Annotated in this window: 14 protein-coding genes; 11 read left to right on the forward strand and 3 right to left on the reverse strand. The window is 71.2% G+C overall.

Translation table 11 applies throughout. The features are described 5' to 3' along the window. The first annotated feature begins 110 nt into the window (after positions 1-110). The 3 genes from LIV37_RS29655 to hutI are packed head-to-tail and all read left to right on the forward strand — an operon-like array spanning position 111 to position 3,963. Positions 111-1,298 carry an allantoate amidohydrolase gene (locus LIV37_RS29655; protein WP_121825185.1) on the forward strand — a complete coding sequence of 396 codons (1,188 nt, stop codon included), beginning with the start codon at positions 111-113 and terminating at the stop codon, positions 1,296-1,298. Next, the gene (locus LIV37_RS29660; RefSeq protein ID WP_020870779.1) at positions 1,289-2,740 is read left to right on the forward strand and encodes a formimidoylglutamate deiminase; all 1,452 of its coding nucleotides are present in this window, start codon (positions 1,289-1,291) and stop codon (positions 2,738-2,740) included. Before LIV37_RS29655 ends, LIV37_RS29660 begins: the two co-directional genes overlap by 10 nt. Positions 2,741-2,784: 44 nt before the next feature. Then, a complete protein-coding gene (gene hutI, locus LIV37_RS29665) occupies positions 2,785-3,963 on the forward strand; it encodes an imidazolonepropionase (RefSeq protein WP_020870780.1) in 1,179 nt (392 codons plus the stop codon). Positions 3,964-4,047: 84 nt separating this feature from the next. Here hutI and LIV37_RS29670 read toward each other — a convergent pair whose 3' ends face one another. Next, on the reverse strand, positions 4,048-4,995 hold the full coding sequence (locus tag LIV37_RS29670) for an RNA polymerase sigma factor SigF (RefSeq protein ID WP_020870781.1): 948 nt from the start codon (positions 4,993-4,995) through the stop codon (positions 4,048-4,050). A gap of 253 nt (positions 4,996-5,248) precedes the next feature. Here LIV37_RS29670 and LIV37_RS29675 point away from each other — a divergent pair, with 253 nt between their 5' ends. The 6 genes from LIV37_RS29675 to LIV37_RS29700 all read left to right on the forward strand — a co-directional run bounded on the left by LIV37_RS29675 (position 5,249) and on the right by LIV37_RS29700 (position 10,818). Next, positions 5,249-5,617, forward strand: coding sequence for an STAS domain-containing protein (locus LIV37_RS29675; protein ID WP_020870782.1), 369 nt, complete (start codon positions 5,249-5,251; stop codon positions 5,615-5,617). Between the two features lie 183 nt (positions 5,618-5,800). Beyond that, a complete protein-coding gene (locus tag LIV37_RS29680) occupies positions 5,801-6,328 on the forward strand; it encodes an ATP-binding protein (protein ID WP_020870783.1) in 528 nt (175 codons plus the stop codon). Between the two features lie 171 nt (positions 6,329-6,499). Then, the gene (locus tag LIV37_RS29685) at positions 6,500-7,267 is read left to right on the forward strand and encodes an LPXTG cell wall anchor domain-containing protein (protein WP_020870784.1); all 768 of its coding nucleotides are present in this window, start codon (positions 6,500-6,502) and stop codon (positions 7,265-7,267) included. Between the two features lie 26 nt (positions 7,268-7,293). Next, positions 7,294-8,337: a COG1470 family protein gene (locus tag LIV37_RS29690; RefSeq protein ID WP_121824358.1), complete on the forward strand. Its 1,044-nt coding sequence runs from the start codon at positions 7,294-7,296 to the stop codon at positions 8,335-8,337. After that, positions 8,334-9,401, forward strand: a complete 1,068-nt coding sequence (locus LIV37_RS29695) for a hypothetical protein (protein WP_020870786.1) — start codon at positions 8,334-8,336, stop codon at positions 9,399-9,401. The genes LIV37_RS29690 and LIV37_RS29695 overlap by 4 nt, the downstream gene beginning before the upstream one ends. Position 9,402: 1 nt before the next feature. Next, a complete protein-coding gene (locus tag LIV37_RS29700; RefSeq protein ID WP_121824357.1) occupies positions 9,403-10,818 on the forward strand; it encodes a hypothetical protein in 1,416 nt (471 codons plus the stop codon). Between the two features lie 101 nt (positions 10,819-10,919). On the opposite strand, the gene LIV37_RS29705 is transcribed toward LIV37_RS29700, so the two are convergent. Beyond that, on the reverse strand, positions 10,920-12,446 hold the full coding sequence (locus LIV37_RS29705; RefSeq protein WP_020870788.1) for a peptide MFS transporter: 1,527 nt from the start codon (positions 12,444-12,446) through the stop codon (positions 10,920-10,922). A 324-nt stretch (positions 12,447-12,770) separates the two neighbouring features. Here LIV37_RS29705 and LIV37_RS29710 point away from each other — a divergent pair, with 324 nt between their 5' ends. After that, a complete protein-coding gene (locus LIV37_RS29710; RefSeq protein ID WP_020870789.1) occupies positions 12,771-13,451 on the forward strand; it encodes a response regulator transcription factor in 681 nt (226 codons plus the stop codon). 22 nt (positions 13,452-13,473) lie between these two features. Beyond that, the gene (locus tag LIV37_RS29715; protein ID WP_020870790.1) at positions 13,474-14,724 is read left to right on the forward strand and encodes an ATP-binding protein; all 1,251 of its coding nucleotides are present in this window, start codon (positions 13,474-13,476) and stop codon (positions 14,722-14,724) included. 42 nt (positions 14,725-14,766) lie between these two features. On the opposite strand, the gene LIV37_RS29720 is transcribed toward LIV37_RS29715, so the two are convergent. Next, positions 14,767-15,294, reverse strand: a complete 528-nt coding sequence (locus tag LIV37_RS29720) for a GtrA family protein (protein WP_020870791.1) — start codon at positions 15,292-15,294, stop codon at positions 14,767-14,769. Positions 15,295-15,440 lie beyond the last annotated feature (146 nt).

Here is a 15,440-nt window from a genome sequence, read left to right on the forward strand (position 1 = left end):
CGGGGCGGAACGGGTGGGCACAACCCGGCCACCGGGCCGCACCCGCACACGAAACGGAGGCTGAGACGGGCGTGGGCGCACCCAGCACAACCGGCGCGTCGTTCCACGACATGTGGCGCGACCTGGCCCCCGTCGGCCGCAACACGACAACAAACGGCTACCGCCGCTACGCCTGGACAGACGCGGACGCCGACTGCAGAACGTGGTTCAAGGAGCAAGCCCAGAACCGCGGCCTCACCTACGAAGTGGACCGCAACGGCAACCAATGGGCCTGGCTGGGCGACCCCACCGCAGGAGACGCCGTCGTCACCGGTTCCCACCTCGACTCCGTCCCCGACGGTGGCGCCTTCGACGGCCCGCTGGGCGTCGTCTCCTCCTTCGCCGCCCTCGACGGGCTACGAGCGCGGGGCGCCCGCCCCACCAGGCCGCTCGCCATCGTCAACTTCGGCGACGAGGAGGGCGCCCGCTTCGGTCTGGCCTGCGTCGGCTCCCGGCTGACGAGCGGGCAGCTCAGCGTCGCGCAGGCGCATGAGCTGCGGGACGCGGACGGGGTGAGCCTCCCCCGGGCGATGGAGCGCGCCGGTTACGACCCGGACGCCATCGGCCCCGACCCGGAGCGGCTGGCCCGCATCGGCGCGTTCGTCGAGCTGCACATCGAGCAGGGGCGCGCCCTCGCCGACACAGACGACCCCGTTGGTGTCGCCTCCGCGATCTGGCCGCACGGCCGCTGGCGGTTCGACTTCCACGGCGAGGCCAACCACGCCGGGACCACCCGGATCGAGGACCGCCGCGATCCGATGCTCACCTATGCCAACACCGTCCTCGCCGCCCGTAAGAAGGCGAAGCTCGCCGGGGCGCTGGCGACCTTCGGCAAGGTCAGCGTCGAGCCCAACGGGGTCAACGCGATCGCGAGCCTGGTCCGCGGCTGGCTGGACTCGCGCGCGGCCGACGAGGAGACCCTGGCCGCCGTGGTCGGCGAGATCGAGCGTGCCGCGGTCGAGCGCGGACAGCGGGACGGGGTGGACGTCCGGGTCACCCGGGAGTCCTTCACTCCGGTCGTCGAGTTCGCCCACGACCTGCGTGACCAGCTCTCGGGGCTGCTCGGCGGCGTCCCGATCCTCCCCACCGGGGCCGGGCACGACGCCGGCATTTTGTCCGCGTCGGTTCCGACGGCCATGCTGTTTGTAAGGAACCCCACCGGCGTCTCGCATTCACCCGCGGAGACGGCGGGCGAGGACGATTGCCTCGCCGGTGTGGCCGCGCTCGCGGAGGTACTGGAGGGCCTGGCGTGTCACTGACGGCGCAGACGTACTGGGCGGAGCACGCCTGGGTGGACGGAAGCGTGCGGTCGGACGTGGTGATCGTGGCCGCGGCCAATGGGCGGATCACGGCGGTGGTGCCCGGGAGTCCGCGGCCACCCGCCGGGTCCGTCACCCTCCGTGGTCTGACGCTCCCCGGTCTGGCCAACGCCCACAGCCACGCCTTCCACCGGGCCCTGCGCGGTGTCGTCCAGGCGGACAGCAGGGCGAACGGTACGACGAACGGCGAAACGGGAGGCGAGACCGGAGACGGGGCGAACGCCCAGGCGGAAGGCAACGCGGACAGCGGCAATGGCGCGCCGGACTCCTTCTGGACCTGGCGCGAGGTGATGTACGGCGTCGCCGACCGGCTGACCCCGGACAGCTACTTCGAGCTGGCCCGAGCCGTCTACGCCGAGATGGCCATGGCCGGGATCACCTGCGTCGGGGAGTTCCACTACCTCCACCACGCGCCCGGCGGCGCCCGCTACGGCAACCCCAACGCGATGGGGGAGGCCCTGATCGCGGCCGCGGCCGAGGCCGGTATCCGGATCACCCTGCTCGACACCTGCTATCTCTCCTCCGGTTTCGGGGCCGAGCCCAACGAGCACCAGCTGCGCTTCTCCGACGGCACGGCCGAGGCCTGGGCCGAGCGGGTCTCCGCGCTGAAGGGCGACGGCAACACCCGCATCGGCGCGGCGATCCACTCGGTGCGGGCCGTACCCGTCGACCAGCTGGCGACCGTGTCCGGCTGGGCCGACGAGCACACGGCGCCGCTGCACGTCCACCTCTCCGAGCAGACGGCGGAGAACGACGCCTGTGTGGAGGCACACGGCTTCACCCCCACCCGGCTGCTCGCCGACCACGGGGTGCTGGGCCCGCGGACCACCGCCGTGCACGCCACCCACCTCACCCCGGGCGACATCCGGCTGCTGGGCCACGCCGCCACCGGTGTCTGTATGTGCCCGACCACCGAGCGTGACCTCGCCGACGGGATCGGCCCGGCCGTCGAGCTGCAGAGTGCGGGCTCACCGCTCTCGCTGGGCAGCGACAGCCATGCCGTGATCGACATCCTGGAGGAGGCCCGCGCCATGGAGCTGGACGAGCGGCTGCGCACCCGCGCCCGGGGCCACTGGACCGCGGCCCAGCTGCTCCGGGCCGCCACCGCGGACGGTCATGCGGCGCTCGGCTGGGGCGCGGAGGCGGGCCGGATCGAGGTGGGCGCGCTCGCCGACCTCACCACGATCGCGCTGGACTCGGTGCGCACCGCGGGGCCACCGCCCCGGCTGGGCGCGGAGACCGCCGTATTCGCGGCGACCAGCGCGGATGTCCGGCACACCGTGGTCGGCGGCCGCCACGTCGTACGGGACGGCGCCCATCAGCTCGTCCCGCGTGTGCCGCAAGCGCTGGCCGAGGCCATCGAAGCCCTGCACGGACCGTGATCCGGCCGCTACCGGCACGGCCGACGAAGGAGAGCACCCCCACGATGACGACCGCGACGCCCACGACGGCCATCACCGACATCGCCACTCTGGTCACCAATGACCCCTCCCTCGGTGAAGGCCCCCTCGGTCTGATCCGGGACGCGGCCGTCGTCATCGGCGGCGACCGCATCGCCTGGGTCGGTGAGTCCAGCAAAGCACCCGCCACCGACAATCGGGTCGACGCCGGTGGCCGGGCGGCCATTCCGGGCTTTGTGGACTCCCACTCCCATCTGGTCTTCGCGGGCGACCGGACCGAGGAGTTCAACGCCCGGATGTCCGGCCGCCCGTACAGCGCGGGCGGGATCCGCACCACCGTGGCCGCCACCCGCGCCGCCTCGAACAACGTGCTGCACGCCAACGTCGGCCGCTATGTGGCCGAGGCGCGCCGCCAGGGCACCACGACCGTCGAGATCAAGTCCGGCTACGGGCTGACCTCGCACGACGAGGCCCGCGCCCTGACCATCGCCGGTGCCCACACCGACGAGGTGACCTTCCTCGGGGCGCATATCGTCGCGCCCGAGTTCGCCGACGACCCGGCCGCGTACGTGGATCTGGTCACCGGCCCGATGCTGGACGCCTGCGCCCCGCACGCCCGCTGGATCGACGTCTTCTGCGAGCAGGGAGCCTTCGACGGCGACCAGGCCCGCGCCGTCCTGACCGCGGGCAAGGAGCGCGGGCTGATCCCGCGGGTCCACGCCAACCAGCTCTCCTACGGCCCCGGGGTGCGACTGGCGGTGGAGCTGGGCGCCGCCTCGGCCGACCACTGCACCCATCTGACCGAGGAGGACGTCGACGCGCTGGCCCAGGGCGAGACGGTGGCCACCCTGCTCCCCGGGGCGGAGTTCTCCACCCGCTCGACCTATCCGGACGCGCGCCGGCTGCTCGACGCGGGCGTCACGGTCGCCCTGTCCCCGGACTGCAACCCGGGCTCGTCCTTCACCAGCTCCATGCCGTTCTGTGTCGCCCTGGCCGTACGGGAGATGGGGATGACGCCGGACGAGGCGGTGTGGGCCGCGACGGCCGGTGGGGCGAGGGCCCTGCGCCGTACCGACGTGGGCCGGGTGAGCCCGGGCGCCCGCGCCGATCTGGCGCTGCTGGACGCCCCGTCCCATGTGCACCTCGCCTACCGCCCCGGCATGCCCCTGGTCTCGGCGGTGTGGCACGAGGGCACCCTGATCTGACGGCACGGCAGCGCACGACGGAGACACGGATAAGGGCCCGTCCCGGGTGATCCGGGGGCGGGCCCTTATTCGTCTGCGGAGGCGTCACTCCTCGATCATCAGACCCTTGCGGAGCCGACGGAGGGTGCGCGACAGCAGCCGCGAGACATGCATCTGGGAGATGCCCAGCTCCTCACCGATCTCCGACTGCGTCATATTGGCCACGAAGCGCAGGGAGAGGATCTTCCGGTCGCGGGCAGGCAGATCGGCGATCAGCGGCTTCAAGGACTCGACGTACTCGATGCCTTCGAGCCCGTGGTCCTCGTATCCGATCCGGTCCGCCAGCGCGCCCTCGGAGTCGTCCTCCTCCGGCTGGGCGTCCAGCGAGCTCGCGGTGTACGCGTTGCTCGCGGCCATGCCCTCGACGACCTCGGCCGGGCTGATGTCCAGCCGCTGGGCCAACTCGCTGACGGTGGGGGCGCGGTCGAGCCGCTGGGCCAGTTCGTCGCCGGCCTTGGCCAGGTCGAGACGGAGCTCCTGGAGGCGCCGCGGCACGCGCACCGACCAACTGGTGTCGCGGAAGAAGCGCTTGATCTCACCGACGATCGTCGGCATCGCGAAGGTCGGGAACTCCACGCCCCGGCCGGGCTCGAAGCGGTCGATCGCCTTGATCAGGCCGATGGTGCCGACCTGGACGATGTCCTCCATCGGCTCGCTGCGGGAGCGGAACCGGGAGGCGGCGAACTTGACCAGCGCCAGGTTGAGCTCGACCAGCGTGTTACGCACATAGGCGTACTCGTGGGTGCCTTCCTCCAGCACCTCGAGGCGTTCGAAAAGGGTCTTCGACAGAGCCCTCGCGTCTACCGGTGCTACCGTGTCGTAAGGAGGTATTTCCGGCAGATCGGACAATTCCGGCAGTTCATCGAAGAGGTGGCCAACGGTCGCCGGGGCGTCAACGTCGGGGATGAACTGCTCGGGCAGGGGAGCCGACGAAACGGTGGTCCGAGTGCTCCCCGAGGGTTCGGTACGCGTGTCGTCGAGGCGGGGTGACATAGTCTCCTCCATCGTTCTTCGGCATATGGCTGCCGGTGCCATAACGTGCTGCTCCGGTGAGCGGCGCCTCCAAAGCCGGGCCGTAAGCGGGTGTGACCCTCTACGCCTACCTGCATCGGCCACCAAGTGGCAAGTCCACGTTGTCCATATTTGCCGAACTATGCGAAATGTTCGGCTACCAGAGCAGCGGGTAGAAGGCGTAGGGTTCGATGCGCGCAATCGAAAGCAACGAGACGCCAGAAGAGGTGCGCAGATGGACCGCGGGATGGTCGGCAGCGCCAGCAAGGGCCGACTTCAGGTCGAGGTTCGGCACCACGGGGCGAGTGCGGTCGTCACGCCGGCGGGTGAGCTGGACCACCACACCGCCGAGGTGCTGCGCGAGCCGCTTGAGAAATGCGTGGAGGGGGGCCGTGTCCGGCTGGTGGTGGACTGCTCGAAGCTGGAGTTCTGCGACTCCACCGGGCTCAATGTCCTCCTCGGCGCGCGGCTCAAGGCCGAGGCCGCGGGTGGCGGCGTCCACCTGGCCGGGATGTTGCCGATCGTTGCCCGGGTATTCGAGATCACGGGCGCGGATGCCGTCTTTACCGTGCATGAGTCGCTTGATGCCGCTCTTGTCGAGTGACATAGCTCACTCCTGTTTCCGGCGTGTCATCGATGGGTCATCGATGCGTTGCCCGCGTCACATCGATGGGGCGGAAGTAGTGGGTGTTCTCACGCTATGGCCGGGCAGGAGACAGGCTGAAACTGTTGAAGAGATCAGGTATCCCTTGTCCCTGAATCGGTGAATCGGTGAGGTGAAGCGCTGATGAGCACCACGCGGCCGTACCCGCCGGGCGACCGCGGCCCGGACCCGGACGGCCCCGCCGCTTCGGCCTCCCCACCGGCCCCTCCGACCGCCGGCGCCCCTCCGGCCGCCGGTCCGACCCGCCAGATCCGCAGACTCCATCTGATCGGTGCCAGCGGGGCCGTGCCGCGCGCCCGCGACTTCACCCGCCAGGCGCTGCGCGACTGGGGGTGGCTTCCGGCCGCGACCGCCGACCACCGGGCCGCCGCCGAGGATGTGCTGCTCGTCGTCTCCGAGCTGGTCACCAACGCCTGTCTGCACGCCGAAGGCCCCGAGGAGCTGCGCGTCAGCTGCAACGCCAAAGTGCTCCGGCTCGAAGTCGTGGACCTCGGCACCGGTACGCCCGCCCCGCGCACCCCGCACCGCGCCGGGCGGCCCGGCGGCCACGGCATGTTCATCGTCCAGCGGCTGTGCCTGGACTGGGGGGTCGTGCGGAACGTGGAGGGGACCGGCAAGACGGTCTGGGCCGAGCTGGCCGCGCCGGGCTGAAGAGCGCGGCTCCGGCGCCACGATCCCGCTTTCACCCACCCCTTCCCCCGCCCCACGCCGATCCGGCGTGCTCTTTGTCTTCCCTTGACAAGGTCCCCGGCGTACCGTCAGCGCCCAATCTGATGTGCCGTCAGTTATATCCGGCTGCGGCGCTTGACGAGAGGGGATCTCGTGGTGTCCCACAACCAACGCCGTCCGGCCGGCCGTGGCGGCGCCCTCACGCTCGCGGCGGCCCTGGCCGGCTCCGTGGTGCTGCTCACCGCCCCGGCCGCGCACGCCGCCACCGTGGACGTCGACTACAAGTGCAAGACGCCGATCGGCGACAAGAGCGCCGTATCGCCCATCGACATCAAGAGCGTCGCGAGCGGCGGCTCCTACAAGCTCACGATGTCCTTCCAGAAGGGCGTCTCCTCCAGCCCGGTCGAGCTCGGCAAGGGCGCCATGCACCCCAGCGCGCTCATCAAACTGGGCGGAGCGGAGAGCGGCACGGTATCGGTGTCGGGCCCCGCCAACGACAAGGCCATCCCCGCCAACACCCCGATCAAGATCAGTGACCTGTCGGGCACCTACACCCCCAAGAAGAGCGGAAAGGTCACGTTCACCGCCTCCACCCTCACCATCAAGGCGCTGGGCACGACCACGACCTGCACCCCCGGCAACAACCCCAAGCCCTCGCTGACGCTGGACGTCAAGGCCGCGGGCGGCGGCGGAGACTCCGGCTCCACCGGCGGTTCGGGCAGTACGGGCGGTACGGGGGGTACGAGCACGGGCGGATCGGACGGATCCGGCGGTGCGCAGGGCGGCTCCGGCAACGACCAGCTGCCGCAGACCGGACCGACGGACTCCGCCGTCGCGCTCGGCACCCTCGGCGGCACGGTGCTGCTCGCCGGAGTGGCCGGGGCGCTCTGGCTGACCCGCCGTCAGCGTCCCACTCCCTGACGCGCGCGGCAGCCGAGGAGCCGCCGATGCCGTCGCGTATCCGTGCAGGGGTCCATGTTGTCATCCGCCCGGCCGTGCGGGCAGCCGTACGCGGGGCCGTGCGGGCAGCCGTACGTCCGGCTGTGCGGGCAGCCGTACGTCCGGCCGTATGCCGTCCGGCCGTCCGCCGAGCCGTGCGCGCCTGTGCCCCGGTCCTGCTGGCCGCGTCCCTGGTGAGCCCCGCGCCGTGGGCCTCACCGGCGGCCGCCGCCGGGCCCGACTGGTCGGCGGCCCCCGCCGCCGGGGGCGGCGCACCGGGCGCGGGCGACCGGCCGTACGTCTACCTCGAAGGCGGGCCCGGCGCCGTCCTCGAGGACAAGCTCTCGGTCACCAACCGGAGCGAGCACCCCCGCACCGTCCGGCTGCGCGGCGGCGACGGCGCCCGGATCGCGCTCGCCGAGCGGCGGGTGACGGTGCCGCCCCGCACCCGCGCCGACATCCCCTTCACCGTCACCGTCCCCTCCGACGCGGTGCCCGGTGAGCACCCCGGCGCGGTCATGGTCTCCTCCGGCGGCCGGGAGATCGCGGTCCGGCTGCGGCTGCGGATCAGCGGCGCGACGCTGTCCGCCCTCTCCGTCGAGGACGTGACGGTCCAGGACCACGGCGGCGGGGCGGCCATCCGCTACGCCCTGGTCAACCGCGGCAACACCGTGCTCACCCCACGGCTGGCCGTACGCGCCGACGGGCTCTTCGGCCAGGTGCTGCGCCGCGGCCCGCGCACCCTGCCGGTCGAGCTGCCGCCGGGCAAACGGGTCCGGCTCACCGAGAGCTGGCCGGACCCGCCCGCCCTGGACTCGGTGGACGTGACGCTCACCGTCACCGCGGGCGGGGGCGCGCACGCCACGGCGACCGCCGGCTACACGGCCGTCCCCTGGTGGCTGCTCGCGCCGGTGGCGACCGTCCTGGCGGGCGCCGGGGGAGGCGTCTGGCTGCTGCGCAGACGACGCCGCCGACGCCGCACACCGCGATCGCAGCCGCAGCCGGAACCGCAGCCGCAACCGCAGCGCACAGGGGCAGGAGCGACCACGTGAACGCACGCCGACACCCAGGCACCCCGGCCCGGCCCTCCGCCGTGCTCACCGTGCTCGCCCTGGTCCTCCTCACCCTCGGTGCGCCCCTTACGGGCGGCGCCGCGGCGGCCGAGGGCCCGACCGCGAAGGTCTCCAAGGCCGAGGCGGGCACGGGCGGCACGGTCACCGTGACCGGCACCCGCTGGTGGCCGCGCGCCCTGCTCACCCTGCTCATCTGCGGGCAGAACATGATCGGCGGCACCAACTCGTGCGCCAACGGCGACGGCAGGGCGGTCACCGTCGGCAAGGACGGCACCTTCACCAAGAAGCTGCCGGTGTCCGAGCCGCCCAAACCCTGCCCCTGTGTCATCCATATAGCGACCGTCACCGGTGAGGCCGCCGCCGCGGACGTGGCGTTCAAGGTCGCCGGGCACCCGGTCGCGCCGCTGCCGAAGGAGCGGACCGGAGGCGAGCGGCTGAGCGTGCTCTCGGCCCGGCTCGACGGCTCCAGCGGGCTGCTGACCTGGTTCGGCGCACCGCCCAGCCGGAAACTCGTGGTCACCGTCGGCAATCTCGGCTCGACCCCGGCCCGCGACCCGGTCTTCGAAGTGGGCAGCTCGCACGGCGTCTTCGCCCCCTCCTGGGAGGAGCAGCGCTGGCGGGGGACCATCCAGCCGGGGAAGAAGGCCCAGGTCAAGCTGGACGTCGAACTGTCCGCCGGGGCCCATGGCGACTATCTGGTCTCACTGCGCTACGGCCACAAGCTGCTCGTCGAACAGCCGTGGACGGTGGGACGGCCCTGGGGCGTCACGCTCTTCTGGGTCCTGCTGTGCGTCGTGGTCTCGGCGACGGTCTTCCGGATCGGCATGGCCGTCGTGGACAAGGTACGGCCCCGTACGGCCCGGACCGCGCCGCCACCACCCCCGTTCCCGCCCGCGTCGCCGCCGTCCGGACCGGCCGCGGCGGACGGCGCACCGCCGGCGCTGCCCTGGTTCACCCCGGACACCGCGCCGGAGGCACGGCCGCACCACCAGATTTCCGCACCGACCGAGGAGATCCGACCGACCCCGAAAGGAACCACGTGAGATGCGACCAAGAGTGAGTGCGGCGGCCGTCGCGCTGCTGCTCGGCGGTGCGGGCGTGCTGCTCGGCGCGGGCAGCGCGGAGGGCGCCGAGGTCTCGTACAAGACCGAGTGCTTACCGCCCCCCATCTCCGGTCTGCCCCCGGTGGAGGGCACCACGACCGTGGCCGTGACGGCACCGGAGACGGCCAAGGTCGGGGACGAGGTCGAGGTGGTGTGGAAGACGGTGCAGGCCGCCTCCAAGAACCCGCCCATCCTCGACCTGGAGGCCGACACCGTGCTGCCGACCGGCACCGTCACGGTGGGCGGCGCGCAGACGGGCGAACTGGCCATGGAGGGGCCGCGGGAGAACCCGGCGATCCCCAAGGGCGGTGACATGAAGCTCTCCGACATGAAGGGGAAGCTGAAGCTCACCAAGGCGGGAGAGGTGACGCTGACGCCCGGCGGCTACAACATCAACGTCAGCAAGCCGCTGCCCACGGACACCAAGTGCTCGGCGAAGGAGGACGTCAAGGCCGCCGCGACCATCAAGGTGACGGACGGCGGCAGCGGTCCGGGCGGCACGACGAGCGGTACGACGAGCGGTACGACGAGTGGCACCACGAGCGGGACGACCAGCGGTACCACGAGCGGCACCACCAGTGGTACGACGAGCGGGACGACCAGCGGCACCACAAGTGGCACCACGAGCGGGACGACCAGTGGTACGACGAGCGGCACCACCGGTGGCGGGGGCGGCGGTGACGATTCGTACACCGGTAAGGAGGTTCAGGTCGCCTATGCCTGCAAGACCCCCATCGGTGACAAGAACGCGACCTCCCCGGTGCAGATCAACGCCACCAAGAGCGGCGGGAACTTCGAGCTGACCGTGAAGTTCGGCAAGTCCGTGATGGACAGCCCGGCCGACATCCCCGCCGATTCGGTCAAGCCGTCGATGGCCGTCAAGGTCGGCGGCGTGGACAAGGGCACCGTCGCCGTGGCGGGGCCCACCAACAAGGAGCCCATCAAGTCCGGCGATCCGATCGAGATCCCCGACCTCACCGGCACCTACAAGCCGGGCGCGAGCGGCAAGTCGACGCTCACCCCCGGCGTGCTGACGGTCAAGGCGCTCGGTACGACCACCACCTGCACCCCGTCCAAGGACCCCGGCGCCTCGCTGGAACTGGACACCACCGGCCAGCCCGGCGGCACCACCGGCGGTGACTCGACCGGCGGCAGCGGCTCCGGGGGCGGCACCTCCGGCGGCGGCGGTTCGGGCAGCAGCGGCGGTTCGGCCACCAGCGGCGGGCTCGCCGACACCGGTGCCAGTGACCACGGCGGGCTGAAGGCGCTCGCCCTGATCGCCGGTACCACCGTGCTGCTCGGCGGCGCCATCTTCACCCTCACCCCGTGGCGCAAGCTGCGCGGCACCACCCGCTGAACACCGGCCCATACGTAAGTCCATGCGAAAGGCGAAGGGCCCGGCGCGGATCTCCCCGCGCCGGGCCCCTCGTGAGCCTCTTCCTGACGTCCTTACGGTCGTCAGTGGACGTCGGCCATCAACGCCACGACCTTCCTCCGGTACATGAAGACCGCGAAGCCCGCGAGCGCCGCCATCGTCGCTTCCAGCGCGATCACCCCGACCCCGCTCAGGTCGACCCCGGCGATGGACAGCAGGCCCGTGACGCAGTCGCCCGCGGTCACGGCCAGGAACCACACGCCCATCATCTGGCTGGCGTACTTCGCCGGTGCCATCTTGGTGGTCACCGACAGGCCGACCGGCGACAGGCACAGCTCACCCATCGTCTGGATCATGTAGATCGACACCAGCCACAGCGGGCTGACCTTGGTCCCGTCCCCGGCCATCCCCATCGGCACGACGAAGACGAAGAACGAGGCGCCGACCAGCACCAGGGCCATCGCGAACTTCAGCGTGGTGTTCGGCTCCCGGTCACGCCGCGCCAGCCACAGCCACAGCCAGGCGAAGACCGGCGCCAGCGCCATGATCATCAGCGGGTTGACGGACTGGAACCACGAGGACGGGAAGTGCAGCCCGAAGATCGTGTCCGCGGTCTTGGAGTCGGCGAAGGCCGACATCGTCGAACCGCCCTGGTCGTAGATCATCCAGAACACGGCGGCGGCCACGAAGAACCAGATGTAGCCGCTCACCTTGGTCTGCTCGACCGCCGAGAGCTCCCGGTCGCGCTTGATCCGGATCAGTACCCCGGTCGGGATGATCAGGCCGAGGATGGTGATCGGGATCAGCACCCAGTTGAGGGTCCAGCTGCCGCTGAGCACCACGCCGGTGTAGAAGACCGCGGCCACGATCAGCCAGATCATCGCCTTGCGCAGCCAGGAGCGGCGCTCCTCGGCCGCCAGCGGCGTCGGGACGACGCTGCTCTCCGTGCTCAGGTGGCGGGTGCCGATCAGGAACTGGACCAGGCCCAGCGCCATCCCGAGGGCGGCGAGCGCGAAGCCCAGGTGCCAGTTGTACGACTGGCCGACGGTGCCGATCACCAGGGGAGCGGCGAAGGCACCGAGGTTGATGCCGATGTAGAAGATGGTGAAGCCGCCGTCCCGGCGCGGGTCCTGCGGACCGTCGTAGAGCTGGCCCACCATCGTCGAGATATTGGCCTTGATCAGACCGGAGCCGAGCGCCACCAGGCCGAGACCGGCGAAGAAGGTCGCCTGGCCGGGGACGGAGAGCGCCAGATGCCCGGCCATGACGATGCCGGACGCGACCACCACCGTCTTGCGCGGGCCCCAGACCCGGTCGCCGAACCAGCCGCCCGGCATGGCCAGCAGATAGACCATGGCCAGGTACACCGAGTAGATGGCCACCGCGTTGCCCTCGGTCATCCCGAGTCCGCCGCCCTGTCCGCCGTCCTTGGCGTCGGGGCCGCCGGAGATCAGATAGACCACGAGGAGGGCCCGCATGCCGTAGAAGCTGAATCTCTCCCACATCTCGATCATGAAGAGAGTGGCCAGGCCGCGGGGGTGGCCGAAGAAGGTTTTGCCGCCGGCAGGGGTCCCCTGCGCGGTGGCGCCCTTCGTCAGGCTGGACGCCATGGTGCTTTCCTTGTGTGCTCAGGGAGCGCCGCCTGCGGGGCCGGCACCCTGTGGGGGGATGGCTGAGCGACTGAGCGGCCGGGCGCGGCGGGCCGGTTGTGCCGGTCTCGTCCCGCTCCGGACATGACAGAGACCTTTGGGTGCGTCGTCGCCACCAAAGGCCCCGGAGGAGTGCTGCAGACGTTGTTTCACCATACGACACGTTCTTGACACCTTTGGAGACGGTGAGAGATACCTCACGAGCGAGGCGTGCAACCTTCCGTGCTCCGTCCGTCGCGCCGTACGCGCCCCGTGCTCCGACCTCAGCGGACTACCATCACCCCCATGACCCGAGTACTGCTCGCCGAGGATGACGCATCCATCTCGGAGCCGCTCGCCCGCGCCCTGCGCCGCGAGGGGTACGAGGTCGAGGTGCGTGAGGACGGACCCACCGCGCTCGACGCCGGTCTGCAAGGAGGCGTCGATCTGATCGTCCTCGACCTCGGCCTGCCCGGGATGGACGGGCTCGAGGTCTGCCGTCGGCTCCGTACGGAGGGCCATGGCTTTCCGGTGCTGGTGCTCACGGCCCGCGCGGACGAGGTGGACACGGTGGTCGGCCTGGACGCCGGTGCCGACGACTACGTGACCAAGCCGTTCCGGCTCGCCGAGCTGCTCGCCCGGGTCCGGGCGCTGCTGCGGCGCGGTGCCGTCGAGACGCAGCAACAGCAGCCGGCCACCCACGGGGTGCGGATCGACGTCGAGTCGCACCGCGCCTGGATGGGCGACGAGGAGCTTCAGCTGACCGCCAAGGAGTTCGATCTGCTGCGGGTCCTGGTGCGGGACGCCGGGCGGGTGGTCACCCGCGATCAGCTGATGCGCGAGGTCTGGGACACCACCTGGTGGTCCTCCACCAAGACCCTCGACATGCACATCTCCTGGCTGCGCAAGAAACTCGGTGACGACGCGGCCAACCCCCGCTATATCGCCACCGTCCGCGGCGTCGGCTTCAGATTCGAGAAAAGCTGACCAGAGCTGACACGGTAGGGCAATGCGCCGTCGCTTGATCAACTCCACCCTGGCCGTGGTGCTCGTCGTCATCGCGGTCTTCGGCCTGTCGCTGGTCATCGTCGAGACGCGGACCATCGAGAACAGCGCCCAGGAGAGCGTGAGCTCCGACGCCGTGCGCCTGGTCAGCATCGTCGACAGCAGGCTGCTGGGCGGCGAGGGGGTCACCCCCAGGGTGCTGCGCGAGCAGATCGAGCCCGGCCGCTACGCCGTGATCAGGATGCCCGACCACCGCACGGTGGAGATCGGCAAGCGCCCCACGGGCAGCGTCATCTCCGCCGAGGAGCCGGGGGAGCAGGGCGAGGCCGTCCGCGTCGAGGCGTCCCGCTCCACGGTGAGCCGCGAGATCGGCCGCACCATGCTGATCATCCTCGCCGTGGCGCTGCTCGCCGTGCTCGCCGCGGTGGCCCTCGCCGTACGCCAGGCGCACCGGCTCTCCGCCCCGCTCACCGATCTCGCGGAGACCGCCGAGCGGCTGGGCTCCGGGGACCCCCGGCCGCGCCACCGGCGCTACGGGGTGCCGGAGCTGGACCGGGTCGCCGATGTGCTGGACGCGAGCGCCGAGCGCATCGCCCGGATGCTCACCGCCGAGCGGCGGCTGGCCGCCGACGCCTCCCATCAGCTCCGTACGCCGCTGACCGCGCTGTCGATGCGGCTGGAGGAGATCACGCTCACCGACGACCCGGAGACGGTCAAGGAGGAGGCGACGATCGCGCTGGGCCAGGTGGAGCGGCTCACCGATGTCGTCCAGCGGCTGCTGACCAATTCGCGCGATCCGCGCAGCGGCTCCGCGGTCGCCTTCGACCTGGACGAGGTCGTCAAGCAGCAGATCGAGGAGTGGCGCCCGGCCTCGCGCAGCGAGGGCCGCGCCATCGTGCGCTCGGGCAAGAAGGGGCTGCGCGCGGTGGGCACCCCGGGCGCGGTCGCCCAGGTGCTGGCCACGCTGATCGAGAACTCGCTGATGCACGGTGACGGTACGGTCGCGCTACGTACGCGCGTCACCGGCAACCAGGCCGTGGTGGAGGTCTCCGACGAGGGCCCGGGGGTGTCGCCGGACCTGGGGGCGCGGGTCTTCGAGCGGACGGTCAGCGGACGCAACTCCACGGGTCTCGGACTCGCCGTGGCGCGGGACCTGGCGGAGGCGGACGGCGGCCGGCTGGAGCTGCTCCAGCAGCATCCACCGGTGTTCGCGCTCTTCCTCAGCCGGGAGGCCGAGGACCCCACACCCTCCTGAGCGGCCCTGCCGCGCCGCTGGGCGCTGCTTCGCCGCTGGGCGCTACTTCCGGACCGGCTGCTTCCGGGTGGCCTGGGCGGGCGGCGCCTCGGACAGGAAGGCCTCCGCGCGCTCGACGGCCTCCCGCGCGGGCAGCGTCCGGAACACCCAGGTCCGGTAGGACCAGAAGCGGAAGAGGGTGCCCAGCCCGATGCCGACGAACTTGAACACATTGCTCTGGAGTGAGCTGTCCCACCCGAAGCCATATGTGGCGGTGTAGAGCACACCGTTCTCGATGATCAGGCCGATGGCGCTGAACAGCAGAAAGAGGCTGAGCTCCTTGGTGCGGCCCTGCTTGTCGCGGTCCCGGTAGGTGAAGTACCGGTATCCCAGGTAGTTGAAGCAGGTGGCGACCACCGTGGCCACGATGCTGGCCCGCACCACGGGGAGTTCGGTGACCCCGCGCACCAGGTTGAACACCGCGAGATTGACGAAGACGCCAGCACCGCCGACCACCCCGAACTTCGCGATCTCGCGGGTCAGTTGCCCCATCCGGGCACGCAGCCCACCGAGTGTGCTCCGTTCGCTCATGGTGATCGTTCAGCCCCGTCCGTCGGCGTCATCAATCCCCCCATGCTAACCAGCGGCCGCGCCCCGCGCCCTTCAGGCCGCGAGGCTGGGCCCGGCGGAATATGTGGAGGTTCCTCCAACGCAGGTCAGGGCCGGTCGAAGCGGGA

This window comes from Streptomyces rapamycinicus NRRL 5491 (genome assembly GCF_024298965.1).
Lineage (GTDB): Bacteria > Actinomycetota > Actinomycetes > Streptomycetales > Streptomycetaceae > Streptomyces > Streptomyces rapamycinicus.